The following is a 25,258-nucleotide window of genomic DNA, read 5'->3' as shown; positions in this document are numbered from 1 at the left end:
TATCTCCCAGCGGGAAAGGCTTCCAATAGACGCAAAATCAGGTAATACCAATTTAGTGCCAATAAGCACTGGTATGGCTGCGAAAAATAACAGAACAGTAAAGCAATGGCGCTGCATGCTCCGTGCGGCGCCCGTTGTGCGAGATCGCGCCTTAGCGCGGCGCGAGGTCTTCCGGCCGGACCGCCCACAGCGCGGGCAGGTTGCGCCAGTAGCCATACACGTCCATGCCGAAGCCGATCACGAACTTGTCGGGGATGGTGAGGCCAACAATGTCGGCCTGCACCGGCTTGCTGCGTTTGAGCGCCTTGTCGGCGAACACGGCGATGATGACTTCGGCCGCGCCCATGTCGAGCAGGCGCTGCTTGACATGCGCCAGCGTCTCGCCTTCGTCAAGAATGTCGTCGAGCACGATGATGGTGCGCCCTGCAACGTTGGCGCGCGGGATCACTTTCCACACGACCTTGCCGCCCTGGTCGTCGTCGCCATAACGGGTGACGTGGATGTAGTCAAATTCGAGGGGGAACTTCAGCTGCGGCAACAGTTGGCCGACAAACACGACGGCCCCGCCCATGACGCCCAGCACCAGCGGAAACGTCTCGTCGCCCGCTGCATTGAAGCGCTCGTTGAGCTTGTCCGCAACGAGCGCGACGGCGCGCGTGACGGCCGCTTCATCGACAATCTGTTCCGCATTTTCCAGCAGTGAACGGGCGCGCTCGACATGAAAGGTTTGCATAATGTTCGGCTCAGAAAAGTACACAAGGCAATTATCGTGCATATCGCACTGCAGCATTGCCGCGCACCGTTGCTTTTCTACGCCAAATGCACAGCGCCGCGGCGATTCGTCTAGCGGTAGTCGCGCAGGTCTTCGATCAGCACGCCGTCGTCGGCCAAGGTGCCGCGCGCGACCAGTTCAACCTCGCCGCGCAGCTTGGTTACTTCGCGAATCGTGTGCACGATGGCGGCCGTCATGCCGGCCATGGTCCCGGCCGAGGGCAGCGCATCGACTTCGCAGCGCAGCGTCATCATGTCCTGCGCCATGCTGCCCGACACCACCAGGCGCGCCTTGACGATGTGCGGGTGGCGCCGCGCGATGTTGTCGACCTGCGACGGATGGACGAACATGGCGCGCACCTTGGTGGTCTGGTCGGCCCGTCCCAGCCAGCCGCGAATGCGCCCGTTGGTGCGCCCGCAAGGCGAGGGCGGCGCCTCGTGCAGCATGGCCGACATGTCGCCGGTGGCAAAGCGGATCAGCGGATAGTCGTCGTTGAACAGCGTGACGACCACTTCGCCGATGTCGCCCGGCGCGACCGGCTCGCCACTGCCGGGCCGCACGATTTCGACGATCACGTCTTCATCGAGCACCATGCCGGGGTTGATGGCGCCGTCGGTGGCCGTTTCGTAGGCCACGCTGCCCAGGTCCGCCGAGGCGTAGGTCTGGAACACCTGCGGCACGCCGTTCGCGCGCAGCCAGGCGCGCAGCGATTCGGGCAGCGCCTCGGCGCCCATCAGGGCCCGCTGCAGGCTGCTGATGTCGGCGCCCATGTCGCGCGCCTTGTCGATGATGATGCGTAAAAAGGAGGGCGTGCCCACGTAGGTATCCGGGCGCAGGTCGGCAATTGCCTGCACCTGCATCTCGGTCTGCCCGGCGCCGGCGGGAATGACGGCGCAGCCGATGCGCCGCGCCCCGCCTTCAACCATGAAGGCGGCCGGCGTGAAGTGATACGAAAAGCAGTTCTGCAGCAGGCCGCCTGAGCGAATGCCGGCCGCGTACATGGGCCGCGCAAAGCGCCACCAGTCCAGGCCGCGCCCTTCCGGATCGAAGATCGGCCCGGGCGAGACGAACACGCGCGAGAGCTGGCCCACGCCGGTTGCCGCCAGGCCGCCGAAGGGCATGGCGATCGCCTGCAGCGCTTTCAGGTCGGCCTTGCGCGTGATCGGCAGCTGCGCCAGCGCGGCGCGGCTGTTCACCTGCCGCGCGTCCACGCCAGCCAGGATCGCCGCCCAGCCGGGGGTGCCCTGCGCGCGCGCCACCAGCGCCGGCAGGTGCGCCATCAGGTCGCGTTCGCGCTCTTGCGGGTCGCGCCGTTCCAGCGCATCGAAGGTGTCGTCGTTCATTGGGCCTCTAGAATTTCGCGCTGCAGTTTTTTGGTCAGTTTGGCAAACACCAGCTCGTAGGACCGGCGCAGCAGCGCGCCCGCTTCCTTGTCGCTGAGCGCTTTTGCGTTCTCCACATACACCCACTTGGCGCGCGCGAGGTAGGGCGCCGGGATGATGCCCGGACGGTCCGTCAGTTCCAGGAAGCGCTCGTCGTCGACCTTGAAACTCATGCTCTTCGCAGGCACCTCGGCGACGGTAACGGCGAACATTTTCAGGCCGACCGAAAAGACCAGGTCGGCGCCCCATTTGGTGTCTTCGGTGCAGCCGGGGAAAGTGCGGCACAGCGCCTTGGCTGCTTCAAAATCCATCTCGGTTCCTATGTCCCAATGTTCCTAGCAGCTTGTCGGACTTAACGAGGCGAGCCGGAAATTCAGCTGGCCGAGGACAGATTTCGACGATTTTGAAGGTCAATAGTGGTTCTATTGACCAAAAAAGCGGTGAAATATGGACCGGTCAGGTGGATTTTTCGGCCGCCTCCATTAAGTCCGACAGGCTGCTAGGCCAGCCAGCGTTTGCGGCGGCGATAAAATTTCATGTCGCGAAAGCTGGTGCGCCCGGCGCCCGAGACGCCCAGATAAAATTCCTTGACGTCCTCGTTGGTGGCCAGTTCGCTGGCGGCGCCTTCCATCACGACCCTGCCGTTTTCCAGGATGTAGCCAAAGTCGGCGTAGCGCAAGGCGACGGCCGTATTCTGTTCGGCCAGCAGGAAGGACACGCCTTCCCTCTGGTTCAAGTCCTTTACGATGCCGAAAATTTCTTCGACAATCTGCGGCGCGATGCCCATCGACGGTTCGTCCAGCAGGATCATCGACGGCTTGGCCATCAGCGCGCGGCCAATGGCGCACATCTGCTGTTCGCCGCCGGACGTGTAGCCGGCCTGGCTGGCGCGCCGGTCGCGTAGGCGCGGAAAATACTGGTACACCGCCTCCAGCGACTGCTTGATCTCGGCGCGCGACGCCTTGCGCGTGTAAGCGCCCGTCAGCAGGTTTTCCTCGATGGTCAGATGGCCGAAGCAGTGGCGCCCTTCCATCACCTGCGACAGGCCGCGCCGCACCAAATCGCTGGGCGTGAGCTGGTCTACGCGCTCGCCCTTGAACATCACCTCGCCCTTGGTCACGTCACCGCGCTCGCCGCGCAGCAGCGTCGAAATGGTTTTCAGCGTGGTCGACTTGCCGGCGCCATTGGCCCCGAGCAGGGCCACGATGCGCCCTTTCGGAACCTTGAGCGACACACCTTTCAGGACCAGGATCACGTGGTCGTAAATGACTTCGATGTTGTTGACCGACAGGTAGTCGGCGCCGGCGGCGATGTTCATCATGTGCTTACTGTTTCATGCACGCCGGCGTGATCTTCTTGTCGGCCGCATACGCCGCCGACGATTCCTCGACCAGCCTGCGCGTGAGCGCTTTGTCGCCCACCACCCAGTTCGGCGTGACGGCCACCCATTTCTTGCCGTCCCACTGCTGCACCTTGACCGCACCCGAACCTTCATGGTCGTCGCAGCTGGTTTTCACCGGCGGGAACATGCCCAGTACGCCCAGCGCCTTCTGGCGCGCTTCGTTGACGTCCAGGTTTTCCAGGCCCCAGCGCACCTGCTCGCCCGTCATGGTTTTGCCCTTTCCGAATTTTTCCTGCGCCTTGCGGATCGCCTCCACCCACAGCACGCCCATCGTCAGCCCGCGCATGTGGTACACCGAGCCGATCCGGGCCGGATCGGCCAGGTTGCCCTTGCCGGCGGCGTAGACCTTTTTGCGGATGTCGTCGATCAGCGGGTAGTTACCCGGGGTGTTGAAGGTCATCGCGCTGTAGCCCTTGGCAGCTTCGCCGGACGGAATCATGTCTTCTTCGGAGCCGGCCCACCACACGCCGAGCATTTTCTCGCGCGGGAAGCCGTTGCGCTGCGCGGTTTTGATGGCGACCGAATTCATCACGCCCCAGCCCCACAGGATCACGTAGTCGGGCTTGGCCTGGCGGATTTGCAGCCACTGCGACTGCTGCTCGCTGCCCGGCGGGGCCACCGCGATCTTGATCAGCTCAAAGCCGTACTGCTTGGCCTGCGCTTCGAGCACCGGCAACGGCTCCTTGCCGAACGCCGAGTCGTGGTACAGGTGGACGATTTTTTTGCCTTTAAGTTTGTCGTAGCCGCCGCTCTTGTCGGCCAGGTACTTGATCATGGCCGCGGCCTGGTTCCAGTAGCCGGTCACCAGGGGAAAGGTGTACGGGAAGACCTTGCCGTTGGCCGCGTCCGAGCGCCCGTAGCCGAGCGTGGTGAGCGGAATTTTATCGCTGCCGACGCGGTCCATGATGCCGTAGGCGATGCCGGTCGAGAGCGGGTCAACCAGGGTGGCGCCGCCGTTCTTGGTTTTCAGACGCTCGTAGCATTCGATGCCGCGCGACGGGTTGTATTCGGTCTCGCATTCTTCCCAGGCGATCTTGACGCCATTGACGCCGCCGTTCAAGTTGACCAGGTTGAAGTAGTCGATCGCGCCGCCGTAAAAGCCGGAGCCGCCGGCCGCGTAGGGACCGACGCGGTAGGATGGCAGCGCCACGAACTGGTCGGCCGCCTGGACCTGCGCAAAGGCGCCCAAGAGCGCCGCGCCGAGCATGATTTTTTTAATTGTATTCATGAAAATCGTCTCCTCGATAGTTAATGCGGGAACGGCCATAGCCGTAGTTTTTCCTTGCCTACTTGCCACAAGCGCGCCAGCCCGTGCGGCTCCACGATCAGGAAAAAAATGATCAGCGCGCCAAACACCATCAACTCCAGATTCGATGCAACCGAGGTGGGCAGCGACAAGGCGTGCGCCAGAATATTTAGAAACACCGGCAGCAGCACGATAAAAGCCGCGCCCAGGAACGAGCCCAGGATCGAGCCGACGCCGCCGATGATGATCATGAACAGGATGCGAAACGACAGGTCCAGGTTGTAAGCCTCCGGTTCCACCGTTCCCAGGTAAGCGTAGGCGTACAGGGCGCCCGCCACGCCGCAGTAGAACGAACTGACCGCAAAGGCCAGCAGCTTGGTGCGCATCGGCCTAAAACCGATGACTTCGGCCGCCACGTCCATGTCGCGCACCGCCATCCACGAGCGGCCCACGTTCGAGCGCACCATGTTCTTGGCCAGCAGCGCCATGAGCGCCACGATGGCCAGTACCAGCAGGTATTTGCTGGCCGGCGAATCGAAGCTGTAACCAAGGATGACGATCTTTTGCGCCGTGATCACGCCCGAGCTGCTGTAGTTGGTCAGGTAGGGAATCTTGGTCAGGCACCAGAGAACGAAAAACTGGGTGGCCAGCGTGGAGGCGGCCAGGTAAAAGCCGCGGATGCGCAGCGACGGCAGGCCAAAGGCGATGCCCACCATGGCCGCCGCCAGGCCGCCCAGCACAAAGGCGAGCAGCATCGGAATGCCGGGCAGGCGCGCGATGAAGTTAAACGAGGCAAACGCGCCCACCGCCATGAAGGCGGCGCTGCCGAGCGAGAGCTGGCCCGCGTAGCCGGTCAGGATGTTCAGGCCGAGTGCGGCCAGCGCAAAGATCAGGAAGGGGATCAGGATGGCCGAGAGCAGGTAAGGGGAGGCGAGCAAGGGCACTGCCACCAGCGCGGCGAGCAGCAGGGCGGCGAGGGCCACGCGGTCCTGGCGGATCGGGAAGACTTGCCCGTCGGCCTGGTAGCTGGTCTTGAATTGTCCGGCTTCACGGTAAAACATGGGTCAAATTCTCCGGATGATTTTTTCGCCGAACAGGCCCTCGGGCCTGACCAGCAGGAACAGCAGCGCCAGCACATACGGGAACCAGCCTTCGATGCCGCCGCCGACCATGGGGCCCAGGTACACTTCCGCCAGTTTTTCGGACGCACCGATGATCAGGCCGCCCACGATGGCGCCGGGAATCGAGGTAAAGCCGCCCAGGATCAGCACCGGCAGCGCTTTTAACGCAATGAAGGTGAGGGCGAACTGCACGCCATTGCGCGCGCCCCACAACAGGCCCGCCACCAGCGCCACCAGCCCGGCCACCGACCAGACTACGGCCCAGATCTGCTGCAGCGCAATGCCCACCGCCTGCGCGGCCTGGTGGTCGTCGGCGACGGCGCGCAGGGCGCGGCCCACCTTGGTTTTGGAAAACAGCAGCGCCAGCGCCGTGACCAGCAGCGCGCAGATACCGGCGGCGGTGACGTCGAACTGGGAGACGATGATGTTGTAGTGCTCGAGCAGGTAAGCGATCGGGATGTCTTCGATCGGCAGGTCGAGCTTGTGCACTTGCGAGCCCCACAGCAGCTGGGCCAGGCCTTCGATGAAAAACGCCAGGCCGATGGTGGCCATGAAGAGGGTGATTTCGGGCTGGTTGACGAGCGGGCGCAGCACCACGCGTTCAATCGCCAGGCCAAGGGCGACCATCACGACCATGGTAATGGGGATGGCCAGCCAGATCGAGATGCCGAACTTGTCGATCATGCCCACGCAGGTGAGGGCGGCGAAGAACACCATCGCGCCCTGGGCGAAGTTGAAGACGCCGGAGGCCTTGTAGATCAGGACGAAACCGATCGCCACCAGCGCGTACATCACGCCGGAGAGGAGGCCACCGATTAACACTTCGAAGAAAAAGCTCATTGTTGATCCTGAACGGGAATGCGGAGCGTTTCGTCGGCAGGCAGCTTGCCGCCTGAAACCCCGACTCCACCTCCCAAATAAGCGTCAATCACATCCTGATTGCCCCGCACCTCGTCGGGCGTGCCATCCCCGATCTTGCGCCCGTAATCGAGCACCACCACCCGGTCTGATATATCCATCACCACCCCCATGTCATGCTCGATCAGTACGATGGTGGTCCCGAACTGGTCGTTCACATCCAGGATAAACCGGCACATATCCTGCTTTTCCTCGACATTCATTCCCGCCATCGGTTCGTCGAGCAGCAAGATATCCGGCTCGGCCGCCAGGGCCCGCCCCAGCTCCACGCGCTTTTGCAGCCCGTACGGCAGGCGGCCCACCGGCGTCTTGCGGATCGCTTGAATTTCCAGGAAATCGATGACCTGCTCGGCCTTTTCGCGGTGCGCGATTTCTTCGCGCCGGGCCGGGCCCCAGTACAGCGCCTGCATCAGAAAATTCGACTTCATCTTCAGGTTGCGGCCCGTCATGATGTTGTCCAACACCGTCATGCCCTTGAACAGGGCGATATTCTGGAAGGTGCGCGCAATGCCCGCCTTGGCCGCGCCGTAGCAATCCATATTGCGCCGCTGCTGGCCATGCAAGATGATGTTGCCCTTCTGCGGCCGGTAGACGCCATTGATCACGTTGAGCATCGAGCTCTTGCCCGCCCCGTTGGGCCCGATAATGGCGCGAATTTCATTGCGGCGCACGTCGAACGAAATATCGGTGAGCGCCTTGACGCCGCCAAACGAGAGCGAGATATTTTGCAGCTCGAGGATCACGTCACCGGTGACGCGTTCATTCATGTTCATCACGCCGCCCTCGCCACGGATGGATACGTGGTGGCGCCGCAGATGCGCAGCTCGGCGCTGACCAGTCCCACGCGCCCGTCTTCGAACTTGACCTGGGTGGCGATGAACTGGCTGGCCTTGTCTTCGTACAGCGCGTCGATCAGCACCTTGTACTTGACGGCGATGAACTGGCGCCGCACCTTGCGCGTGCGGGTCAGTTCGTCGTCGTCCGGATCGAGCTCCTTGTGCAGGATCAGGAAGCGGTGCACCTGCGTGCTCGCCACCAGCGGCTCGGCCGCCAGGTCCGCATTGACTTGCTCGATGCAGGTGCGAATGAGCTGGTACACCGCTTCGTGCGCTGCCAGTTCGGTATAGCTGGAGTAGCCGATATTGCGCCGCTCGGCCCAGTTGCCGACCGCTTCCATGTCGATGTTGATGAACGCGCAGACCTGTTCGCGGGCGTCGCCAAAGGCCACCGCCTCCTTGATGAAGGGGAAGAACTTCAGCTTGTTTTCAATATAGTTGGGCGCGAAGATGGCGCCCGTGTTCATCCGGCCCACGTCGGCGGCGCGGTCGATGATCTTGAGGTGGCCCTCGCCATCGAACACGCCGGCGTCGCCGGTATGAAAGTAGCCGTCCTGGTCGATCACTTCGCCCGTGGCGTCGGGCCGCTTGAAGTAGCCGGCCATGGTCGAAACCGAGCGCACCAGCACCTCGCCGTTGGCGGCCAGTTTCACCTCCACTCCCGGCGCCGGCAAGCCCACGCTGTCGAACTTGATGTTCCCGTCCGGCTGCAGGCATACGTAGGCGCAGGTTTCGGTGGAGCCGTACAGCTGCTTGAGATTCACGCCGATCGAGCGGTAAAAGCGGAACAGGTCGGGCCCGATGGCCGCGCCGGCGGTGTAGGCCACCCGCACCCGCGACAGGCCCAGCACGTTTTTCAAAGGGCCATACACCAGCAGGCGCCCCAGCGCATACAGCATGGCGTCGGCCACCGGCACTGGTTTACCGTCGAGGATGGCCGCGCCGCTGCGCTTGGCAACGGCCATGAAATAATGGAACATGCGGCGCTTGATGGCGCTCGCGTCTTCCATGCGGATCATCACCGTGGTCAGCATGTTCTCGAACACCCGCGGCGGCGCAAAATAATAGGTGGGGCCAATTTCGCGCAGGTCGATCAACACCGTGTCGCCCGACTCCGGGCAGTTGACCGTGAAGCCCGCCACCAGCGCCTGCGCTAGCGAAAACAGGCAGTCGCCCACCCACGCCATGGGCAGGTAGGACAGGATGTCTTCGTGGTCGGTCAGCTTGTCGAAGGCCACTGCGCCCGTGCCGGCCGCCAGCAGCGCGGCGTGCGACTGGCATACGCCCTTTGGTTTGCCCGTGGTGCCCGAGGTGTACAGGATGATGGCGATGTCGCTCCCCTGGCCGGCGGCGACGGCGGCGTCGAATGCGCCGGGATTGGCCAGGTCCCACGCGCGGCCCAGTTCCTGCAGGCGCACCAGCGAAACGAGCGATCCTGGCGACCCTGCGCCATAACGCCGCATGCCGCGTTCATCTTCATAAGCGATATGGGCAATGGCCGGGCATAGCGACTGCAGTTCGCGCAGCTTGTCGACCTGTTCCTGGTCCTCGACAACGGCAAAGGCGATCTCGGCGTCGTTCAGTACGTACGCCATGTCGGCGGCCGGCGCATCCTGGTACAGCGGGACCGGCACGCCGCCCAGGCACTGCGCGGCCAGCATCGCCCAGTAAAGGCGCGGGCGGTTGTCGCCGATGATGGCCAGGTTCATGCCGCGCTCAAAACCGAGCGCGGCCAGCCCGCAGGCCAGTTCGCGCACTTCGGCGCTCACCTGCGCCCAGCTCCAGGTCTGCCAGATGCCGAGGTGTTTTTCGCGGAAGGCCGGCCTGCGCGGGCGTACCCGGCCGTGCGCCAGCAGGCGTCGCGGAAAGGTGTCCTGTTGCATGCCGTCGTTTGTCTGCACCCGCTTCTCCTCTGATCTACCCTGGTGCCGGGCGATTGTGTGTGATGATATTAGCTTGCGTTTGATTCGCGCGTTGTCTTTTGAACGACAATTGCACCACTTTCGATGTTGCGCCGCACAATGACAGAGACCACACAGACCTTGATCGACCATCTACGTTCCACCATCTGGGCGCGTTGCTTGACCTGCCTCGAAATGGCGCGGGTCGAAAGAGATTGCGTCGAGCAGTTCGTGCCCAAGGGCGGCTTTGTCTGCAAACGCGGCGAGGTGCTTGACCACTGGACCGGCATCATTGACGGCCTGGTGAAGATCAACAATTGTTCGTCGGAAGGCAAGAGCGTCACCTTCGCCGGCGTGCCCGCCGGCGGCTGGTTCGGCGAGGGTTCGCAGCTCAAGGACGAGACGCGCAAGTACGACGTGGTGGCGCTGCGCGCCACGTTCGAGTGGCTGCTCGAGGTCAGCCTGCCGTTCAACCGTTTTTTGCTGATGCAGCTGAACGAACGGCTAAGCCAGTTCATCGGCCTGGTCGAAAACGACCGCACGCTGGACGTCGACACCCGCGTGGCGCGCTGCCTGGCGGCGATGTTCAACGCGCATCTGTATCCGGGCCTCGAAAAGGAAGTGCAAATTTCGCAGGAAGAGGTCGGGTTTCTGTCGGGTGCGTCGCGCCAGCGCGCCAACCAGGCCTTGCAGCTGCTCGAGCGCGAAGGCTTGCTGCGGCGCGACTATGGCGCCATCCGCGTGCTCGACCTGGACGGGCTGCGCCACTTCCAGGCGTGAACGGCTCGCTTTTGGGGTTATGATTGAGGCGACGCCGCCATCCTAAATAATCTATGACTACCACTTCGCCAGACCGCGATGCCCGCCTTGCCGCATTGCGCGCCGCCATGCAACACGAACATATCGATGCGCTGATCGTTCCTTCGGCCGACCCGCACCTGTCCGAATACCTGCCCGGCCACTGGAAGGGGCGCGAGTATCTATCCGGCTTCACCGGCTCGGTCGGCACCTTTATCGCCACCGCCCATACGGCCGGGGTCTGGACCGACGGCCGCTACTGGACGCAGGCCGAGACCGAGCTGGCCGGCACCGACATCGCGCTGATGAAAATCCCGTCCGGCGCCAGCCTGCTGCACATCGACTGGCTCGCCTCGCACATGGCCCCGGGCCAGACGGTGGCGGTCGATGCGCGCGTGCTCGGCCTGGCCAGCGCGCGCTTGCTGGCCGACGCCATGGCCGCGCGCGGCATCACGCTGCGCACCGACATCGACCTGCTCGAGACGGTCTGGCAAGCGCGCCCGGGCCTGCCCGCCGAACCCGTGTACGAGCATGTGGCGCCGTACGCCGTCCTTGAGCGCGCCGCCAAACTGGCCGCCGTGCACGAAGCGCTCGTCGCGCTGCGCGCCACCCACCATTTCATCTCCACGCTGGACGACATCGCGTGGCTGTTCAACCTGCGCGGCAGCGACGTCACCTACAACCCGGTGTTTCTGGCCCACGCCCTGATCGGACCGCAGGGCGCAACGCTGTTTGTCGGCGACGGCAAGGTCAGCCCCGAGCTGCGCTTGCGCCTGATGGCCGACGGCGTCGAGGTTGCGTCCTACGCCGACGCGGTGGCCGCCTTGCAGCACCTGGCCGCCGGCGTGGTACTGCTGGTGGACCCGCGCCGCATCACTTCGGGCATGCGCGGCGCGGTGTCGGCCGAGGTCAGGGTGATCGAAGCGATCAATCCCAGCACGCTGGCCAAATCGACCAAGAGCGAGCCGGAAGCGGCCCACGTGCGCGCCACCATGGAGCAGGACGGCGCTGCCTTGTGCGAGTTTTTCGCCTGGCTGGAGTCGCAGCTGGCCGACCCGGAGCGCGCGCCGCTGACCGAAACGGCGATTGACGACCATATCACGGCGGCGCGCTCGCGCCGGCCCGGTTTTGTCAGCCCGAGCTTTGGCACCATCGCCGGCTTTAACGCCAACGGCGCCATCATGCATTACCGCGCCAACCCTGACACCTGCGCCGTGATCGAAGGCGACGGCCTGCTGCTGATCGACTCGGGCGGGCAGTACCTGGGCGGCACCACCGACATCACGCGCGTGGTGCCGGTGGGCGCCGTTACCAGCGCGCAGCGGCGCGACTTTACGCTGGTGCTCAAGGGCTTGATCGCGCTGTCGTCGACCCGCTTCCCGCGCGGCACCCGCTCCCCGGCGCTGGACGCGATCGCGCGCGCGCCGATCTGGTCGGCCGGCGTCGACTACGGCCACGGCACCGGCCACGGCGTGGGCTTTTTCCTGAATGTGCACGAAGGGCCGCAATCGATTTCGGCCACCACCATGCCCGAGGCGCACACCGCCATGGAACCGGGCATGATCACCTCGATCGAGCCGGGCATCTATCGCCCCGCGCGCTGGGGCATCCGGATCGAGAACCTGGTGCTTAACCGTAGTGCGGGTGAAGGGGAATTCGGCGAATTCCTGTACTTCGAGACGCTGACGCTGTGCCCGATCGACGCGCGCTGCCTCGACCTGGCGCTGCTGCGCGCGGACGAAATTGCCTGGCTCAACGACTACCACGCCGTGGTGCGCGCGCGCCTCGCGCCGCACGTGAGCGGATCGGCCGCAGCCTGGCTGGAATTGCGCACGAGGGCCATCTGATGTCGACCGCTCGTTCAACCCGCGCCAGCAACGCCGTCGACCGCCTGAAGGTTCGCAGCGGCAACGCCGGCTACTCGATGGCGCGCACCGGCGAAGGCTTGTTTTCCTTGTCCGAAGCGCCCGGCGAGCCGCCGCTGTGCGCGCCGCTCGAGCTCGACGAATTTGTCGCCTTTGTCAACAAGCTGGGGCCGCAGGTGGCGCGCCGCGTCAGCAAGTTCGACGTCGCGTTTGAAAAGCAGCTGGTCAAGAAAAAACCTGAATGACAGCTGTCGCTGGAGGAAACCCATGCTCACGTCCGACCTGATCGCGGCCTACTGGTCGACACCGGAAATCGTCACCAACCTGGTGATTTTGCTGCACCTGGCCGGGGCCCTGATGCTCGGCTTGTTGGTCGGCTACGAACGCTCGTATCACGGGCGCGCCGCGGGCATGCGCACCTACGGCCTGGTGTGCATGGCCTCGACCGCGCTGACCATCGTTGGCGGCTATCCCGGCTTCTGGTTCGGCGGCAGCGGCGCGGCCTTGATGACAGCGGCCGATCCGACCCGCATCATCCAGGGCATTGTCACCGGCATCGGGTTTCTGGGCGCTGGCGTGATCATGCGCGAAGGCTTCAATATCAGCGGGCTGACGACGGCAGCGTCGATCTGGACTTCGGCGGTGATCGGGATCCTGGTCGGCGTCGGCTTTTACCTGGCGGCGATGGGGCTGGCGTTTTTCTCGGCCATGGTCATGATTTATTTGTCCAAGATCGAAGCCTGGCTGCCGTCGCGCCATGCGGTGGCCATCACGATGCGCTTTAAAAAGGATTACGTGCCGCGTGAAGATGCGCTGCGCACGATCGCGCTGGCGCGCGGCTACGCGATTGCTGGCGGCTCGCTCTACATCAGCAGCGCCGCCGGCACGCAGGAATGGCGCTTCGTGGCGCTGGCGCTGTCCAAAAAGAGCGGAGCGTCGCTGGCCGAACTGGCCAAGGAACTGGCGGCGTTTGCCGGTATCGACAGCTTCCAGGTCTCGCACGCCCGCAACTGATGTTGCGAACAATAGCCACCGAGACCGCCATCATGACAGCACAGGACGTACTTGATTTCTGGTTTCTCCCGGCCGGAGACCCGGCCTTTGGCCAGCAGCGCGCCGTGTGGTTCCGCAAGGACGACGTCTTCGATGCCGCCATTGGCGCGCGTTTCGGCGGCCTGATCGAACAGGCGGTGGCGGGCGGCCTGCGCGAGTGGGACGGGCAGGGGCCGGCCGGCACGCTGGCGCGCATTTTGGTGCTCGACCAGTTCACGCGCAATGCCTGGCGCGGCACCGCCGCCTCGTTTTCAGGCGACGCGCTGGCCTTGGCCGCGGCGCAGCAGATCGTCGACAGCGGCGCCGACCAGGCCTTGCTGCCGGTGCAGCGCTGGTTTGCCTACATGCCTTTCGAGCACGCCGAAGACGCGCGCATGCAGGAGCATTCGGTAGCGCTGTTCGAGGCGCTGGCGCAGCACAATGCAGGCTTTGAAGGCGTGCTCGATTACGCGCACCGCCACCGCGGCGTGATCGCGCGTTTTGGCCGCTTCCCGCACCGCAATGCGATTCTCGGCCGCGCCAGCACGGACGACGAAGCCGCGTATCTGGCACAGCCCGGCGCCGGCTTCTGATGGCGCCCACACTGAACATTGTCGGCGCCGGCAAGGTGGGGCGCGTGCTGGGCCGGCTGTTTGCCGCGAGCGGCGCTTTCAGCGTGCAAGATGTGCTCACGCGTTCGCAGGGCAGTGCTGGCGAGGCAACCAGGTTCATTGGCGTCGGGCGGGCGGTGACGGGCCTGGACCAGATGCGCGCGGCCGACGCCTGGATGCTGGCCGTCACGGATGACCAGATTGGGCCTGTCTGCGACCAGCTGGTCGCTGCCGGCCTGCTTGGCGGCGGCGTGTTGTTTCACTGCAGCGGCGCCAAGTCATCGCTGGACCTGCAGCTGGCGGCGGAGGCCGGCGCGGCCACGGCCAGCGTGCACCCGGTGCGCAGCTTTGCCGATCCGGCGCAGGTGGCTGAACGTTTCGACGGTACCTTTTGCGGCATCGAAGGCGATGTGCGCGCGCTGGCGCTGCTTGGCCCCGCGCTGGCGGCCATCGGCGCGCGCGCGGTGCCGATCGATGCGGCGGCCAAGACGGTGTATCACGCGGCGTCGGTGTTTGCCTCCAATTATCTGGTGACGGTGATGGATGCGGCACTGCGCGCTTACCAGGCGGCGGGCATGTCCGAAGAGACGGCGCGCGCGCTGGCCGGGCCGCTTGCCACGGAGACGCTGGAGAACGTGCTGCGCATGGGGGCGGGCAGGGCGCTGACCGGCCCGATCGCGCGCGGCGACATGGCGACCGTGGCGCGCCAGCAAAGCGCGCTCGATGGCTGGGATGGCGCGACCGGGGAGCTGTACCGGGCGCTGGCGCTGGCGACGGTGGACTTGGCGCGCCGTGCGTCGCCGGGCGTGTAGAGGCAATTCATTCGGGTTACTGCGTAGCGCGGCAATGCCGGGGCCAGGTGGATGCTGGCGTTGGCGCAATGCGCTGCGCTTTTGCGCCCGACGTTTCGCGATTGTCGGAAAATTAAAACAATTGCGCGGTGCTGTCTTGTACGTAGGAGGCATTGGTGTAGTTGCGCCCCCCGTGCTTGGCGCCGTACAGCGCGTCGTCGGCCCGCGTAAAAAAGCTGTTCTCGCTTTCGTTGTCGTGATACTGCGCCACGCCCAAGCTGATGGTGACCATGAATTTACCCCCCGGCAGGCCGAAATCGTGGTCGGCCACGCGCCGGCGCAGGTTTTCGGCCACGCCGATCGCGGCGCTCAGCTTGCAGTCGCTGAGCAGCACCAGGTATTCCTCGCCGCCCCAGCGCGTGACGGCGTCGCTCTCGCGCACCACGTCGAGCGCGATCTCGGCCACCTGCCGGATCACGGAGTCGCCCACCATGTGGCCAAAGGCGTCGTTGACGCCCTTGAAGTGGTCGATGTCGAACAGGATTGCCGACAGCGGCCGCCGGCTGCGCTTGCTCATCAACGTGGTCTGGCGAAACAGCACCGCCAGCGCCTGCCGGTTCAGCAGTCCAGTCAACGCGTCGGTGCTGGCCATCTTGTGCAGTGCGCGCTGGAAGCGGTTGACCGTCAATAGCGTCACCACCAGCACCAGCAGCATGACGCCGAAGCTGACGGCAAAGTTGATCGCGAAGATGCGCGTGAGCGGGTCGATGTTGCCGCTGACATTCTGTTCCACCACCAGGTACCACTTTAGTTCCGGCACGTAGCGCGAGTTGACCAGCACATCGGACTTGCCGTTGCGGTACGCCAGGCTGGTGGGCTCGGTGCGCCGGTTCAGGATGGCGGCGGCGATGTCGCGCATGCCGCTGCGGGTGGTCAGATGGCCTTCATCGACGGCCACGGCGGCGCCCGAGAGCACCACCTTGCCCGCGCCATCGACAAAATAAATGCTCGCGCCATAGCGCGCCTGGTAGCTCGAGAGTACTTGGTTGAGCGTTTCAAGCGTGACCGAGACGCCGGTTACGCCGACGAACTTGCCTTGCGCATCAAGCACGCGGTGGTTGATGAACAAGGTAGGCAAGCCCGAGTAGCGGGTCTCGACGTCGACGTTGGTTTCGAATTTCTCGCCTTTCATGGTTTTCATGCGGAAGAACCAGCGATCCAGCGCTCGCCCTTCCTGCAAGTCGTCGGGCGGCCCATAGGTGTGGTACAGCTTGCGGCTGGCGTCGGCCCCGATGAAACTGCCCACGATGGCGTACTTGCGCTTGATGCCGGACAGGTAGTCCAGGATGGCTGCCTCATCTTTTTCGCCGCTCCTCATCCAGTCGACCATGCGCGGATCCTGCGCCATCATGGACGAAATGAAGACGGGGTACAGGATGTCTTTCTGCAGCCCCGAATGGATGATGTCGCCCGTCAGCGGCAAGGCTTGCTCCGAGATGCTGTGTTCGATCGCTTGACGCGAGGCCATGTAGGCGGCAAACGAGGTCGTCAGGAAGCCGCCGACCAGTATCAGCGTGATCCAGCCCAGCAAGCGGTAATTCGCTGCAAACAGGCGCATGGCGGCCACTTCATGTTGAATTGACGTAAATCAAACTCCGAGTATGACCCAGAGCCAAATGTGGGGCAATGCAATGTTGCCGGATATGTTGTTTAAATGCCTTGAGGAAATTATTTAACCTTGTCGAAACCGTTATCGCCGGATGAGCGCGAGCGCCACGGACGGGCAAAAAGATGCAAGGATGCATCGACAAACACAAAAATTCCCCATAAGCTAGGTCGCTTGCCATGCCTGCGCGACACTTGCCAAAATGGCAGGGTGCGCGGCCGAAGGCTTCACTGGGTAGGGGGAGACTGGTATGTTATTTCTGAAAAGCACGTCCGTGACCAAGGCGCCGGGCATCTATGAAGTGGACCTGGCCGCCAAGCCGCCCGGCAAGACCTTCGGCATTTTCATGGCCACCGATCCGTCCAATCCGCCCACCGCCATCATCGATGCGTTGTTGGGGATGGGATTTCACAATACCTATCAGCAGGCGTACACGCACAAGGACAAGGGCAAGGTGCTCGACATGCACTACCAGAAAAACGGCAGCGACCTGTTCAACGGCTGGAAAACGGAAGAGTGCGCCGCCAACCTGGCCGCGATCGAGGCCCTGTTTGCCACCATCGACATCAAGCTCACCCCCCGCGTGATGACCTTGGCCGAGGCCTACGCATAGTGCTTCAAGCTGCGTGGGTCAAGCTGCATGGGTCAAGCTGCATGGATCAAGCAACATCGATGTGATACAGCGACCACGGGCAGCCGCCAAAGCGCTGCGCCAGCGGCCTGGCCGCCAGTTCGGGCACCCTGTCCGCATCCGGGATTGCCCATAGCGGCCCCAGGCCGCCGAGCGCCATCGGCTGACCATCCAGATGGGTGGCCACGATAAAGCGCTGCGCGCGCGCCTGCGCCACCGTCAGCGCCGCAACGTAGCCGTCGACCGCCCGCAACAGCAGCTGCACACCGCCGGCCGGGCGCGCGCCAGCGATGGCCAGCACATCGGTCAACAGCGGGCCGCGCAGCACGTGGACTTTGGCGTCGTATTCCAGCGTGGTGCGGTTTGTCGTGGCCGGCAGTGAGAGCAGGGACGCAAAATCAAAGGTGCGCGCCGCCGCAAATTGCACTTTTTGCTTGAACATCATCAGGTCGCGGGTGGGATCAACTGCGCCGCGGTTGGCGCGCGCGATGGCGCCGCTGACGGTCAGTAGAGCGGGTCCGGCCGTCGCGGGCGCCGGTGCCGGGGCTGCGGCGGCAAAAGGTGCGCTCGCAGCGAGCGCGGCGCCCATGAACTGGCGTTTATCCATGAGAAAATAGGGTCCGGTTGACGTTTTCCCATGATAGCGCTTTCTTATGGACCTGTTTTCCCCAACTGCAGCCCTGACCCCCATTCCCCTGGAAGACGGCGAACTGTCGATGCTGACCCAACTGCCGCTCGGCCTGGATAATGCGGCCGTGATGGCGCGCCTCGTGGCCGAGACCGACTGGCGCGAAGAATCGATCACGCTGTGGGGCAAGCAATTCCTGCAGCCACGGCTGACCGCCTGGCACGGCGACGCGGGCTACGCCTATTCGGGATTGACCATGACGGCGTTGCCGTTTACACCGTTACTGGCGCACATCAGGCAAGCGGTAGAGGCTGCAACGGGACGGCGATTCAATAGCGTGCTGCTGAACTATTACCGGAACGAGCGCGACAGCATGGGCATGCACAGCGACGACGAAGCGGCGCTGGGACCGGCGCCGGCCATCGCGTCGCTCAGTTTCGGCGCCACGCGCACGTTCATCTTGCGCCACAAGGGCAGCAAACGCACCGTCAAGCTCGATTTGACCGACGGCTGCCTGCTGCTGATGGCCGGCGCCATCCAGGCCAACTGGTCGCACGGCATCAACAAGACTACCCGCTCACTGGGGCCACGGCTTAACCTCACTTTCCGCTTTATCTGCTAACTTCTGGCAATTTCTAATAATACATATGCATGTATTTCTGACCGGAAAGTCAGTTATTTGCGCTTTTCCTTACATTTGCTTACGTTTTTTACGGATTGAGCATGCCATTGCACTTTCGACGATGCTATCTTGGCTACCTCGCGATTCATTGTGAATTGCGGACCAGACGGTTTTAAAAAAAGGATCCGAACATGAAAAAGCTTATTTTTGCAGTACTGGCCGGCGTGGCCGCCATGAGCGCAGCTCAGGCACAACAAATTTCCAGCCCGTACATTGGTCTTGGCGTTGCCAGTGCCGACCATGACTTCAAGATCGGCGCGGCCGGTTCGAGCAGCTCGGACGGCTGGAAAGCATCGGGCAAGATTTTCGGCGGTTTTGACGTGAACCCGATGTTCGGCGTCGAGGCAGGCTACACCGACGTGCGCAAGGCTGACCACACCTACACCATCGGCGCCACCACCGGTTCGGCCACCACGGAAGGCAGCCGCTCGTACCTGGCAGCCAAGGCAACTATGCCAATGAACGATGCGTTCTCGTTGTACGGCAAATTGGGCGTGGGATACAGCAAGACTAAGATGCGTTCCACCACGCTGGGCAATGCCAACGACAGCGACACCGAGGTGTACGCCGGCCTGGGTGGACAGTACAAGATCAGCGACAAGGTTGCGCTGTCTCTCGAGTATGAGCGCTATGGCAAGAACAAGGACTTTGGCGTGAAGGCGAACGCCGTCACCCTCGGCGCCCGTTACAGTTTCTAAGGTGTTGAAACGCTTTAGCTGAACGCTCTAGCCGAAACGCTCTAGCCGAAACGCTCCTTGCCAGTCTAATTGGCGTCGTCAAAAAAGAAGGCCCTGCGGGGCCTTTTTTGCGTGCGCGTCCGGGATCAATCCGGCGGCGGCGAAGCGATGCACCGACGACCAGGGCCAGTCGGCGGCAGCGGCGCATATGCCGTGGGCGACGGGGTTGGCATGGACATAGTCGACCAGCGCACGGTACTCGTCATCGGTGGCGATGCGGCGTGCGCGGTAGTGGCGCTCCCAGATGGCGTCGGTGGCGCGCGGTGCCCTGGCCTTGCGCACGGCCTTGGAAAAGGCAATCTTGACGGCGCGCCAGCGGCTGGCGCAATCATGGTCGCCCGGGGGCAGCGTCCAGATGGCGTGCGAATGATTGTGCAGCACGACCCAGGCGTCAACGTGGAAGGGCCGTTTGCTGCGCGCGAGCCGGATTGCTTCGCCAAAGGCGGAGATGTGTTCGGTCAGCAGGGCGCTGTCGGGGTCGGACAGGCGCACGGTGAACAAGTAGCTGTGGCCGGGAACGCGATTGTGGCGGTAAGTGCTCATGCCGGCCAGTGTGCCGGGAGAGTGGGGATGGGGCGCCGATTCGGTCAATCGGGTTGGGGGAACGAATCAGCCCCCGCAGCGTCCTCGCGTCGTCGCGAGGACGCGAGGACGCGAGGACGCGAGGACGCGAGCAACTGCGCTGAACCCTTACACCGTCAGCGGCTTGTAGCGAATCCGCTTCGGCTTAGCGCCTTCTTCGCCCAGACGCTTCTTCTTGTCGGCTTCGTATTCCTGGTAGTTGCCGTCAAAGAAAGTCACCTGCGAATTGCCTTCAAACGCGAGGATGTGCGTGGCGATCCGGTCCAGGAACCAGCGATCGTGGGAGATCACCATCACGCTGCCTGCAAATTCAAGCAGCGCATCTTCCAGCGCCCGCAAGGTTTCCACGTCCAGGTCGTTGGACGGTTCATCGAGCAGCAAGACGTTGCCGCCCTGTAGCAAGGTCTTGGCCAGATGCAGACGGCCGCGCTCGCCGCCGGACAGGTTACCCACGATTTTCTGCTGGTCCGATCCCTTGAAGTTGAAGCGGCCCAGGTAGGCGCGCGAGGGCATGTCGAAGCGGCCCACGGTCAGCATGTCGGCGCCGCCCGCAACATCGTCGAACACGGTCTTGGTATTGGTCAGGTCGTCGCGCGTCTGGTCGACGATCGACACGCGCGCCGTCTGGCCGATCACCACCTCGCCGCTGTCAGGCTGCTCTTTGCCCGTAATCATCTTGAACAAGGTCGATTTACCGGCGCCGTTCGGGCCGATGATGCCCACGATCGCGCCCGGTGGAATGACGAATGACAGGTTGTCGATCAGCAGGCGGTCGCCAAACGCTTTCGATACATTCTTGAATTCGATGACGTCATTGCCCAGGCGCTCTGCCACGGGAATGAAGATCTCGGACGTTTCGTTGCGCTTCTGGTACTCGTGCTCGGACATTTCGTTAAAGCGCGCCAGGCGGGCCTTGCTCTTGGCCTGGCGGCCCTTGGGATTCTGGCGCACCCACTCCAACTCCTTGGCGATGGTTTTCTGGCGCGACGATTCCGTCGCTTCTTCCTGCTTGAGGCGCGCGCCCTTTTGCTCGAGCCACGAGCTGTAGTTGCCCTTCCATGGAATGCCATGGCCGCGGTCCAGTTCCAGGATCCATTCGGCAGCGTTGTCGAGGAAGTAGCGATCGTGGGTGATGCCCACCACGGTGCCCGGAAAGCGCAGCAAAAATTGCTCGAGCCAGTCCACCGACTCGGCATCGAGGTGGTTGGTCGGCTCGTCGAGCAGCAGCATGTCGGGCTTGGAGAGCAGCAGGCGGCACAGCGCCACGCGGCGCTTTTCGCCACCCGACAAGATGCCGACCTTGGCGTCCCACGGCGGCAGGCGCAGCGCGTCGGCGGCCATTTCCAGCTGCAGGTTCAGGTTGCCGCCGTCGGAGGTCGAGATGATCGCTTCCAGGCGCGCCTGTTCTTCGGCGAGCGCGTCAAAGTCGGCGTCTTCGTCGGCATAGGCGGCGTACACGGCTTCGAGCTTGGCTTGTGCTTCGAACACTTCGCCCAGGCCCGATTCCACGATCTGGCGCACCGTCATTTCCGGATCGAGTTCGGGTTCCTGCGGCAGGTAGCCAATGTTCAGGCCCGGCATTGGCACGGCTTCGCCCTGGATGTCGGTGTCGATGCCAGCCATGATCTTGAGCAAGGTCGATTTGCCGGAGCCGTTCAAGCCCAGCACGCCAATCTTGGCGCCGGGGAAGAAGGACAGGGAAATGTCCTTCAGGATCTGGCGTTTAGGTGGGACGATTTTGCCCACTTTGTTCATGGTGTAGACGTAATTGGCCATTAAGGACTCTCGGGGATTAAACGGAAGGTCAACAGGATACAATAAATGGGCCGTCGATTGGCCTTTTCACCTCGATTTCACTGCGGCAGCCCATTTCCGGCAGGTCCTGGGCGCCGGCAAAACGATGGGCTTGCCGAAAGGTGGAAGTTTCCAATAATAAATATTGCTCGCTTGACAGATGAACCCGTGGCATGATCGATGCATTCAAAAAAGCATGGAGTGCGCGATGATCATCTGGGGTAAGAAAGCCGTGTATCGCCACCTGGGCTATGTGGCGGATTTCTGTCCGATTTGCCTTTGCGCCGCGCCGTTTTCGCTGGAACGGGTCGGTATGGCCGGGCACATCTATTACATTACCGCCGGCGAGGGCGACCTGGTGGGGTACCAGCGTAACTGCCTCGCTTGCAATGTGCTGCTGAACGCCGTCCCGGATCGCTACGCCACGTTCGCGAAAAAAGTCGAGCCAATGCCCGAGCTGATCAGGCAAACCTTCCCCAGGCTGGCCGAGTTCCACAAGGATCGCCTGGTGCTCGAACACCAGGTCCGCACTGCGCTGTCGACCATTGCGGAGGACACGCGCCGCAGCCTGATCATGGAGCCTTTCCAACTCCTCGCGCCCAAGGTCGTCACTTACTTCGCCGCCACCCACTTTGAAATGGGCCGCACCTTCATGCGGCGCGAAATTGTTCCCGTGCTGGCCAAAACGCTCGCGCGGCTGCGCCCGACCGAGCAGGAACTGCAAGCCGTGCTGACCAGGCTGGCGCAGATGCGCGAAGTCATCGGCTCGCGGCTCAAGCTGGCCGACCTGATGGCGGGACTGGACAGCGTCCGCGCGCACACCCCGGCCGGCGGCGGAACGGTGTTCGGCACGCGCGACAGCGCAAATCCTTATGCTCACGCCGGCGCGACCATGCGGGCGCCGGGAATGCGCGCCGGCGGCGCTTTGCTGCCGTATGAAAAGGCAGCGCGCATTTTCACCGTGCTGGCCTGGATAGAGGTGGCCGGAATCGTTTTGCTGGGAGGTGGCGAACTGTTTTCAGGCAAGCCGCTGAGCCACGAGTTAATGTGGGTCATGGCTGTCCTGACCGGCGTGACCGGGGCGATGTTTTATGCAAGCGCGGAAATCAAGCGCCATACCAAACTCGGGCGCATCCTTGGCATTGTCCTTGGCTCCCTTCTGCTGTTTTGGTTTCCCATTGGAACGATCATTGGGGCCAGCGCCTTGTGGTATCTGATCAAAGGCTGGGGCGACGAGGAAAGCGCGGCACAGACGGCGTAAACCAGGCGACCAGCGCGCGACAAGTTCTCAGCCATCGCGCTTTCCTTGCGGCGTCTTAATTTTTGCCGAGAGTAAGGCAAGCTCAGGCTACAATGCTGTTATTGCTTCTTTTGCATCATTGCTTGGGAGCGCAACCGGCACCTGTGGAGTCGCAATGAGAATGTCCTGGAAACTGTGCGTGCTGCTGCTGGCGAGCACCCCTGCCGTCGCGCAAACGATTGTCGCGCCGGGCGGCGGCTGGAATCGCAGGGGCCTGGTCGACAAGACCGATGACGCCACGCTGGCCTACCCGTATTCGCCGATCGACCGCGGCGCCCAAACCAAGCGCAACATGATCAAGGGGAAGATCGCGGCGGCCGGCGGCAAACGGCTGCACCAGCTGATCGTCAACGGCAATCCGCTGCCGTTGCAGACCGATGCGCAGGGCAACTATGCACGGCCGTACCGTTTCGGCGCCGGCTCCAACAGCGTGGAGATGCGCTCGCCGGACGGCAAGTCGCTCAGCCGCGTGCAATTTTACGAAACCGACCAGACCCAGCCCAAGCCGGCAATCCGCATCATTTGCGCGTGGGACGACGTCGAGGCCGAAATCGACATGCACATCATCACCCCTGACGGCCAGCACGCGTATTTTGGCCATCCGGTGCTGACCAACGGCGGCGGGCTCGACGTCGACAGCGTCGACGGACCGGGGCCGGAAATGTTCACCATGGCGTCGCCCCAGCGCGGCGCTTACCACGTGTATATCAATTACTGGGGCAAGCTGGGCGCCAACGTTTACCACTTCGATGAAACCAACCGCAACATGCAGATCATCACGGCGCGCCTGACGATGGTGTTCAACGAAAACACGGCGCGCGAAAAACGCGAAACGCTGGTGCTGCCGCTGCGCAGCATTGGGGACTTAATGCTGGTGAAGTCCTTCGTCTACTGATACGCATTGCTGCTCGGGTCTACGCGAATCGGTTCAGGATATTGCCGTCGTATTGCTCGGGCCACGCGCCCTCTACCTGGTTGGCTTTGAGGATGATGCGCTCGATAATCAGCGCCGCAGTTCCGGAGACCTCGGCCGGCTTGATGTAGCCTTTCGCAACAAAATGCTGGCACAAGTCTTTCAGCTTCATCGCCGGTCCTCCCTCATAGCTTACCTGGGTATCTTCTTCGTCCTTGAACAGCTCGTCGAGCGTCTTGATGCGTTTTTCCGACCAGTAAATATTCGGCGCGTCAGCCTCGCCGGGCAGCGCTTTCTTGAAAATCTTCTCGTTCCTTACCGTCGGATTGGCCGTGGGGATGCCCTCCGCGTTTTTGGTCTGCAATTTCTCGAGCTGCGTCATCAACATGTCTTCGCCGCCAGCCACCATGAAAGCCGGATAGATGCCATCGTTTTTCTTGCGAAACGGTGCCTTGATCGAGACAAATTGCTGGGTCGGTGCGAACGGGCTTGGGCTCGGTTGGGCGCTCGCACCGGCAAAGTCGATCGTGCTGTTCCTGGCAGGCAGATCTTTCTTTTTAACCGAGAGGGCTTGTTGCTGTTCGTTCAGTACTTCACCGGGAACACTTTTTCCTTTCGGCAGGTCCCGGGTATAGGTGCCGGTGAGCTGCTCGGACGTGGAAGGAATCTTCGCTTCCCGCTTGGGAAAGCCGACTCCGTAGCCGATGACAGGTTTTTTTTGCGTCCGGTGCAATTCTAGAACTTTGTTCGTGACATCCGACGAGCTCGGTCTCGTCATTTCCGTGGCCACCACGTCCTGATCCATCATGATCAACCGTTGCGGCGCATATGGCAGGCAATCGGCATACGACAACACGGCAGCGCGCGCAGCGCCAAAGCCCGTCAGCTGGCCCCCGTCCCACCCGACCAAAAACAGGTTGCGGTACTGGCCAAATTGCGCGCTCAAGGTTTTGCGGTAAGTGTTGTAGTCGCTATTGTGGACGAACAGATAAACCGGTTCGTTGCGCGCGGTAGCGGGATGCCAGGCCAGCGTATAGCCACGGGCTTGCTCAAATTCTTGCTTGATCCGCTGGGCATTGCCGCCACTGAGCACGAAGATGGGAACGTTATGCGGCCTGAGGTTTCGCTCGCGCATCTGGTCGTGTCGAAACGAAAACCAGGCCGCCGTATCCAGCATGTCGTTGCGAACGAGCGCGAGTCGCTGGCAACTTGCGATCCGTCGTTCGACGATGGCCAGCATTTCCGCCTTCTCGCCCAGCGGCGTTACCTTGGGAAACATGACCGGCGTATACTTCGATGCCGGACGTGTTTTCTCGTTCATCCAGGCTGGGTTTTGTTTCAGTGAGATCGCCATCTTGTCTCCCGCAGACGTGACTTGCTTCGTGACGCGCGACATGCCGTGGTGCGCGAATCCACAGTCGCGACGCTGATCCCTGAAACAGCCTGGTCAGCGTGGCATGCGGGAAACGGTGGCCTTGATAGGGTGGTTTTGGCAACCTTTCTCCGCTATCGGCAATGATGCGCTTTCATCAATGTGCTGTCAACGCAAGATCTTGCTGCGGGGATTTGTCTGCTAGTGTAGTGCGTCAAACAGATTGAAGCTTATTAAGTTTGGCACGAGCGCGCGTGACTTTGGCAAGAATGTCGGTC

At 62.8% G+C, this 25,258-nt stretch carries 25 protein-coding genes; 11 read left to right on the top strand and 14 right to left on the bottom strand.

What is annotated here, in order from left to right:
- Positions 1-151 precede the first annotated feature (151 nt).
- The 9 genes from ACP7BV_RS18135 to ACP7BV_RS18095 all read right to left on the bottom strand — a co-directional run bounded on the left by ACP7BV_RS18135 (position 152) and on the right by ACP7BV_RS18095 (position 9,560).
- Positions 152-733 (bottom strand): hypoxanthine-guanine phosphoribosyltransferase, encoded by a 582-nt coding sequence (locus ACP7BV_RS18135; protein WP_426105802.1) that lies wholly within the window; start codon positions 731-733, stop codon positions 152-154.
- Between the two features lie 110 nt (positions 734-843).
- The gene (locus ACP7BV_RS18130; protein ID WP_426105800.1) at positions 844-2,115 is read right to left on the bottom strand and encodes a phenylacetate--CoA ligase family protein; all 1,272 of its coding nucleotides are present in this window, start codon (positions 2,113-2,115) and stop codon (positions 844-846) included.
- Entirely contained in the window at positions 2,112-2,465 is a 354-nt protein-coding gene (locus ACP7BV_RS18125) for an MmcQ/YjbR family DNA-binding protein (RefSeq protein ID WP_426105799.1), read from the bottom strand. Before ACP7BV_RS18125 ends, ACP7BV_RS18130 begins: the two co-directional genes overlap by 4 nt.
- 188 nt (positions 2,466-2,653) lie before the next feature.
- Positions 2,654-3,475 carry an ABC transporter ATP-binding protein gene (locus ACP7BV_RS18120; RefSeq protein WP_426105797.1) on the bottom strand — a complete coding sequence of 274 codons (822 nt, stop codon included), beginning with the start codon at positions 3,473-3,475 and terminating at the stop codon, positions 2,654-2,656.
- Positions 3,476-3,479: 4 nt separating this feature from the next.
- Positions 3,480-4,784 (bottom strand): ABC transporter substrate-binding protein, encoded by a 1,305-nt coding sequence (locus ACP7BV_RS18115; protein WP_426105796.1) that lies wholly within the window; start codon positions 4,782-4,784, stop codon positions 3,480-3,482.
- Positions 4,785-4,804: 20 nt separating this feature from the next.
- On the bottom strand, positions 4,805-5,863 hold the full coding sequence (locus ACP7BV_RS18110) for a branched-chain amino acid ABC transporter permease (protein WP_426105795.1): 1,059 nt from the start codon (positions 5,861-5,863) through the stop codon (positions 4,805-4,807).
- 3 nt (positions 5,864-5,866) lie between these two features.
- Positions 5,867-6,763: a branched-chain amino acid ABC transporter permease gene (locus tag ACP7BV_RS18105; protein ID WP_426105793.1), complete on the bottom strand. Its 897-nt coding sequence runs from the start codon at positions 6,761-6,763 to the stop codon at positions 5,867-5,869.
- Complete coding sequence (locus ACP7BV_RS18100; protein WP_426105791.1) at positions 6,760-7,608, bottom strand: ABC transporter ATP-binding protein; 849 nt, start codon at positions 7,606-7,608, stop codon at positions 6,760-6,762. The genes ACP7BV_RS18105 and ACP7BV_RS18100 overlap by 4 nt, the downstream gene beginning before the upstream one ends.
- A gap of 5 nt (positions 7,609-7,613) precedes the next feature.
- Positions 7,614-9,560 carry an AMP-dependent synthetase/ligase gene (locus tag ACP7BV_RS18095; RefSeq protein WP_426105899.1) on the bottom strand — a complete coding sequence of 649 codons (1,947 nt, stop codon included), beginning with the start codon at positions 9,558-9,560 and terminating at the stop codon, positions 7,614-7,616.
- Positions 9,561-9,698: 138 nt separating this feature from the next.
- Between ACP7BV_RS18095 and ACP7BV_RS18090 the strand changes: the two genes are divergently transcribed.
- Genes ACP7BV_RS18090 through ACP7BV_RS18065 form a run of 6 tightly spaced genes read left to right on the top strand, consistent with a single transcriptional unit; the run spans position 9,699 to position 14,696 of the window.
- Positions 9,699-10,358 carry a Crp/Fnr family transcriptional regulator gene (locus ACP7BV_RS18090; RefSeq protein ID WP_426105790.1) on the top strand — a complete coding sequence of 220 codons (660 nt, stop codon included), beginning with the start codon at positions 9,699-9,701 and terminating at the stop codon, positions 10,356-10,358.
- Between the two features lie 53 nt (positions 10,359-10,411).
- On the top strand, positions 10,412-12,223 hold the full coding sequence (locus ACP7BV_RS18085; protein ID WP_426105788.1) for a M24 family metallopeptidase: 1,812 nt from the start codon (positions 10,412-10,414) through the stop codon (positions 12,221-12,223).
- Complete coding sequence (locus ACP7BV_RS18080; protein ID WP_426105786.1) at positions 12,223-12,486, top strand: hypothetical protein; 264 nt, start codon at positions 12,223-12,225, stop codon at positions 12,484-12,486. The genes ACP7BV_RS18085 and ACP7BV_RS18080 overlap by 1 nt, the downstream gene beginning before the upstream one ends.
- A gap of 22 nt (positions 12,487-12,508) precedes the next feature.
- Positions 12,509-13,255 (top strand): MgtC/SapB family protein, encoded by a 747-nt coding sequence (locus tag ACP7BV_RS18075; RefSeq protein ID WP_426105784.1) that lies wholly within the window; start codon positions 12,509-12,511, stop codon positions 13,253-13,255.
- Entirely contained in the window at positions 13,255-13,866 is a 612-nt protein-coding gene (locus tag ACP7BV_RS18070) for a DUF924 family protein (RefSeq protein ID WP_426105783.1), read from the top strand. The genes ACP7BV_RS18075 and ACP7BV_RS18070 overlap by 1 nt, the downstream gene beginning before the upstream one ends.
- Positions 13,866-14,696: a Rossmann-like and DUF2520 domain-containing protein gene (locus tag ACP7BV_RS18065; RefSeq protein ID WP_426105781.1), complete on the top strand. Its 831-nt coding sequence runs from the start codon at positions 13,866-13,868 to the stop codon at positions 14,694-14,696. The genes ACP7BV_RS18070 and ACP7BV_RS18065 overlap by 1 nt, the downstream gene beginning before the upstream one ends.
- 112 nt (positions 14,697-14,808) lie before the next feature.
- Here the strand turns inward: ACP7BV_RS18065 and ACP7BV_RS18060 are convergent, their stop codons facing one another.
- Positions 14,809-16,293, bottom strand: a complete 1,485-nt coding sequence (locus ACP7BV_RS18060) for a sensor domain-containing diguanylate cyclase (RefSeq protein WP_426105779.1) — start codon at positions 16,291-16,293, stop codon at positions 14,809-14,811.
- A gap of 298 nt (positions 16,294-16,591) precedes the next feature.
- Here ACP7BV_RS18060 and ACP7BV_RS18055 point away from each other — a divergent pair, with 298 nt between their 5' ends.
- Positions 16,592-16,954 (top strand): hypothetical protein, encoded by a 363-nt coding sequence (locus tag ACP7BV_RS18055; protein ID WP_426105777.1) that lies wholly within the window; start codon positions 16,592-16,594, stop codon positions 16,952-16,954.
- A gap of 46 nt (positions 16,955-17,000) precedes the next feature.
- Here ACP7BV_RS18055 and ACP7BV_RS18050 read toward each other — a convergent pair whose 3' ends face one another.
- Positions 17,001-17,579, bottom strand: a complete 579-nt coding sequence (locus ACP7BV_RS18050; protein WP_426105775.1) for a molybdopterin-dependent oxidoreductase — start codon at positions 17,577-17,579, stop codon at positions 17,001-17,003.
- A gap of 46 nt (positions 17,580-17,625) precedes the next feature.
- Here ACP7BV_RS18050 and ACP7BV_RS18045 point away from each other — a divergent pair, with 46 nt between their 5' ends.
- Positions 17,626-18,222 carry an alpha-ketoglutarate-dependent dioxygenase AlkB family protein gene (locus ACP7BV_RS18045; protein WP_426105774.1) on the top strand — a complete coding sequence of 199 codons (597 nt, stop codon included), beginning with the start codon at positions 17,626-17,628 and terminating at the stop codon, positions 18,220-18,222.
- Positions 18,223-18,413: 191 nt separating this feature from the next.
- On the top strand, positions 18,414-18,980 hold the full coding sequence (locus ACP7BV_RS18040) for a porin family protein (RefSeq protein WP_426105772.1): 567 nt from the start codon (positions 18,414-18,416) through the stop codon (positions 18,978-18,980).
- 78 nt (positions 18,981-19,058) lie between these two features.
- On the opposite strand, the gene ACP7BV_RS18035 is transcribed toward ACP7BV_RS18040, so the two are convergent.
- Positions 19,059-19,562 (bottom strand): REP-associated tyrosine transposase, encoded by a 504-nt coding sequence (locus tag ACP7BV_RS18035; RefSeq protein WP_426105771.1) that lies wholly within the window; start codon positions 19,560-19,562, stop codon positions 19,059-19,061.
- Positions 19,563-19,709: 147 nt separating this feature from the next.
- Positions 19,710-21,377: an energy-dependent translational throttle protein EttA gene (gene ettA, locus ACP7BV_RS18030; protein WP_426105770.1), complete on the bottom strand. Its 1,668-nt coding sequence runs from the start codon at positions 21,375-21,377 to the stop codon at positions 19,710-19,712.
- A 226-nt stretch (positions 21,378-21,603) separates the two neighbouring features.
- On the opposite strand from ettA, the gene ACP7BV_RS18025 reads away from it, so the two are divergent.
- Complete coding sequence (locus ACP7BV_RS18025) at positions 21,604-22,656, top strand: hypothetical protein (protein WP_426105768.1); 1,053 nt, start codon at positions 21,604-21,606, stop codon at positions 22,654-22,656.
- 154 nt (positions 22,657-22,810) lie between these two features.
- The gene (locus tag ACP7BV_RS18020) at positions 22,811-23,590 is read left to right on the top strand and encodes a YfaP family protein (protein WP_426105767.1); all 780 of its coding nucleotides are present in this window, start codon (positions 22,811-22,813) and stop codon (positions 23,588-23,590) included.
- Between the two features lie 19 nt (positions 23,591-23,609).
- On the opposite strand, the gene ACP7BV_RS18015 is transcribed toward ACP7BV_RS18020, so the two are convergent.
- Positions 23,610-24,962: a hypothetical protein gene (locus tag ACP7BV_RS18015; RefSeq protein ID WP_426105766.1), complete on the bottom strand. Its 1,353-nt coding sequence runs from the start codon at positions 24,960-24,962 to the stop codon at positions 23,610-23,612.
- Between the last annotated feature and the right edge of the window lie 296 nt (positions 24,963-25,258).

Source organism: Massilia sp. TSP1-1-2 (assembly GCF_049896185.1).
In the GTDB taxonomy this organism is placed as follows: Bacteria; Pseudomonadota; Gammaproteobacteria; order Burkholderiales; family Burkholderiaceae_D; genus Telluria_A.
Note: the sequence above shows the minus strand (reverse complement) of the source record. Positions and strands in the feature narration are given on the sequence as shown.

Excerpts from the sequence above, each read along its gene's own strand:
- ACP7BV_RS18135 (WP_426105802.1), bottom strand. The coding sequence starts at position 733 with ATGCAAACCTTTCATGTCGAGCGCGCCCGTTCACTGCTGGAAAATGCG.
- ACP7BV_RS18075 (WP_426105784.1), top strand. The coding sequence starts at position 12,509 with ATGCTCACGTCCGACCTGATCGCGGCCTACTGGTCGACACCGGAAATC.
- ACP7BV_RS18025 (WP_426105768.1), top strand. The coding sequence starts at position 21,604 with ATGATCATCTGGGGTAAGAAAGCCGTGTATCGCCACCTGGGCTATGTG.
- ACP7BV_RS18035 (WP_426105771.1), bottom strand. The coding sequence starts at position 19,562 with ATGAGCACTTACCGCCACAATCGCGTTCCCGGCCACAGCTACTTGTTC.
- ACP7BV_RS18115 (WP_426105796.1), bottom strand. The coding sequence starts at position 4,784 with ATGAATACAATTAAAAAAATCATGCTCGGCGCGGCGCTCTTGGGCGCC.
- ACP7BV_RS18120 (WP_426105797.1), bottom strand. The coding sequence starts at position 3,475 with ATGATGAACATCGCCGCCGGCGCCGACTACCTGTCGGTCAACAACATC.
- ACP7BV_RS18105 (WP_426105793.1), bottom strand. The coding sequence starts at position 6,763 with ATGAGCTTTTTCTTCGAAGTGTTAATCGGTGGCCTCCTCTCCGGCGTG.
- ettA (WP_426105770.1), bottom strand. The coding sequence starts at position 21,377 with ATGGCCAATTACGTCTACACCATGAACAAAGTGGGCAAAATCGTCCCA.
- ACP7BV_RS18095 (WP_426105899.1), bottom strand. The coding sequence starts at position 9,560 with ATGCAACAGGACACCTTTCCGCGACGCCTGCTGGCGCACGGCCGGGTA.
- ACP7BV_RS18130 (WP_426105800.1), bottom strand. The coding sequence starts at position 2,115 with ATGAACGACGACACCTTCGATGCGCTGGAACGGCGCGACCCGCAAGAG.
- ACP7BV_RS18090 (WP_426105790.1), top strand. The coding sequence starts at position 9,699 with ATGACAGAGACCACACAGACCTTGATCGACCATCTACGTTCCACCATC.
- ACP7BV_RS18050 (WP_426105775.1), bottom strand. The coding sequence starts at position 17,579 with ATGGATAAACGCCAGTTCATGGGCGCCGCGCTCGCTGCGAGCGCACCT.
- ACP7BV_RS18065 (WP_426105781.1), top strand. The coding sequence starts at position 13,866 with ATGGCGCCCACACTGAACATTGTCGGCGCCGGCAAGGTGGGGCGCGTG.
- ACP7BV_RS18060 (WP_426105779.1), bottom strand. The coding sequence starts at position 16,293 with ATGCGCCTGTTTGCAGCGAATTACCGCTTGCTGGGCTGGATCACGCTG.
- ACP7BV_RS18015 (WP_426105766.1), bottom strand. The coding sequence starts at position 24,962 with ATGGCGATCTCACTGAAACAAAACCCAGCCTGGATGAACGAGAAAACA.
- ACP7BV_RS18020 (WP_426105767.1), top strand. The coding sequence starts at position 22,811 with ATGAGAATGTCCTGGAAACTGTGCGTGCTGCTGCTGGCGAGCACCCCT.
- ACP7BV_RS18045 (WP_426105774.1), top strand. The coding sequence starts at position 17,626 with ATGGACCTGTTTTCCCCAACTGCAGCCCTGACCCCCATTCCCCTGGAA.
- ACP7BV_RS18040 (WP_426105772.1), top strand. The coding sequence starts at position 18,414 with ATGAAAAAGCTTATTTTTGCAGTACTGGCCGGCGTGGCCGCCATGAGC.
- ACP7BV_RS18100 (WP_426105791.1), bottom strand. The coding sequence starts at position 7,608 with ATGAATGAACGCGTCACCGGTGACGTGATCCTCGAGCTGCAAAATATC.
- ACP7BV_RS18080 (WP_426105786.1), top strand. The coding sequence starts at position 12,223 with ATGTCGACCGCTCGTTCAACCCGCGCCAGCAACGCCGTCGACCGCCTG.
- ACP7BV_RS18085 (WP_426105788.1), top strand. The coding sequence starts at position 10,412 with ATGACTACCACTTCGCCAGACCGCGATGCCCGCCTTGCCGCATTGCGC.
- ACP7BV_RS18055 (WP_426105777.1), top strand. The coding sequence starts at position 16,592 with ATGTTATTTCTGAAAAGCACGTCCGTGACCAAGGCGCCGGGCATCTAT.
- ACP7BV_RS18125 (WP_426105799.1), bottom strand. The coding sequence starts at position 2,465 with ATGGATTTTGAAGCAGCCAAGGCGCTGTGCCGCACTTTCCCCGGCTGC.
- ACP7BV_RS18070 (WP_426105783.1), top strand. The coding sequence starts at position 13,255 with ATGTTGCGAACAATAGCCACCGAGACCGCCATCATGACAGCACAGGAC.
- ACP7BV_RS18110 (WP_426105795.1), bottom strand. The coding sequence starts at position 5,863 with ATGTTTTACCGTGAAGCCGGACAATTCAAGACCAGCTACCAGGCCGAC.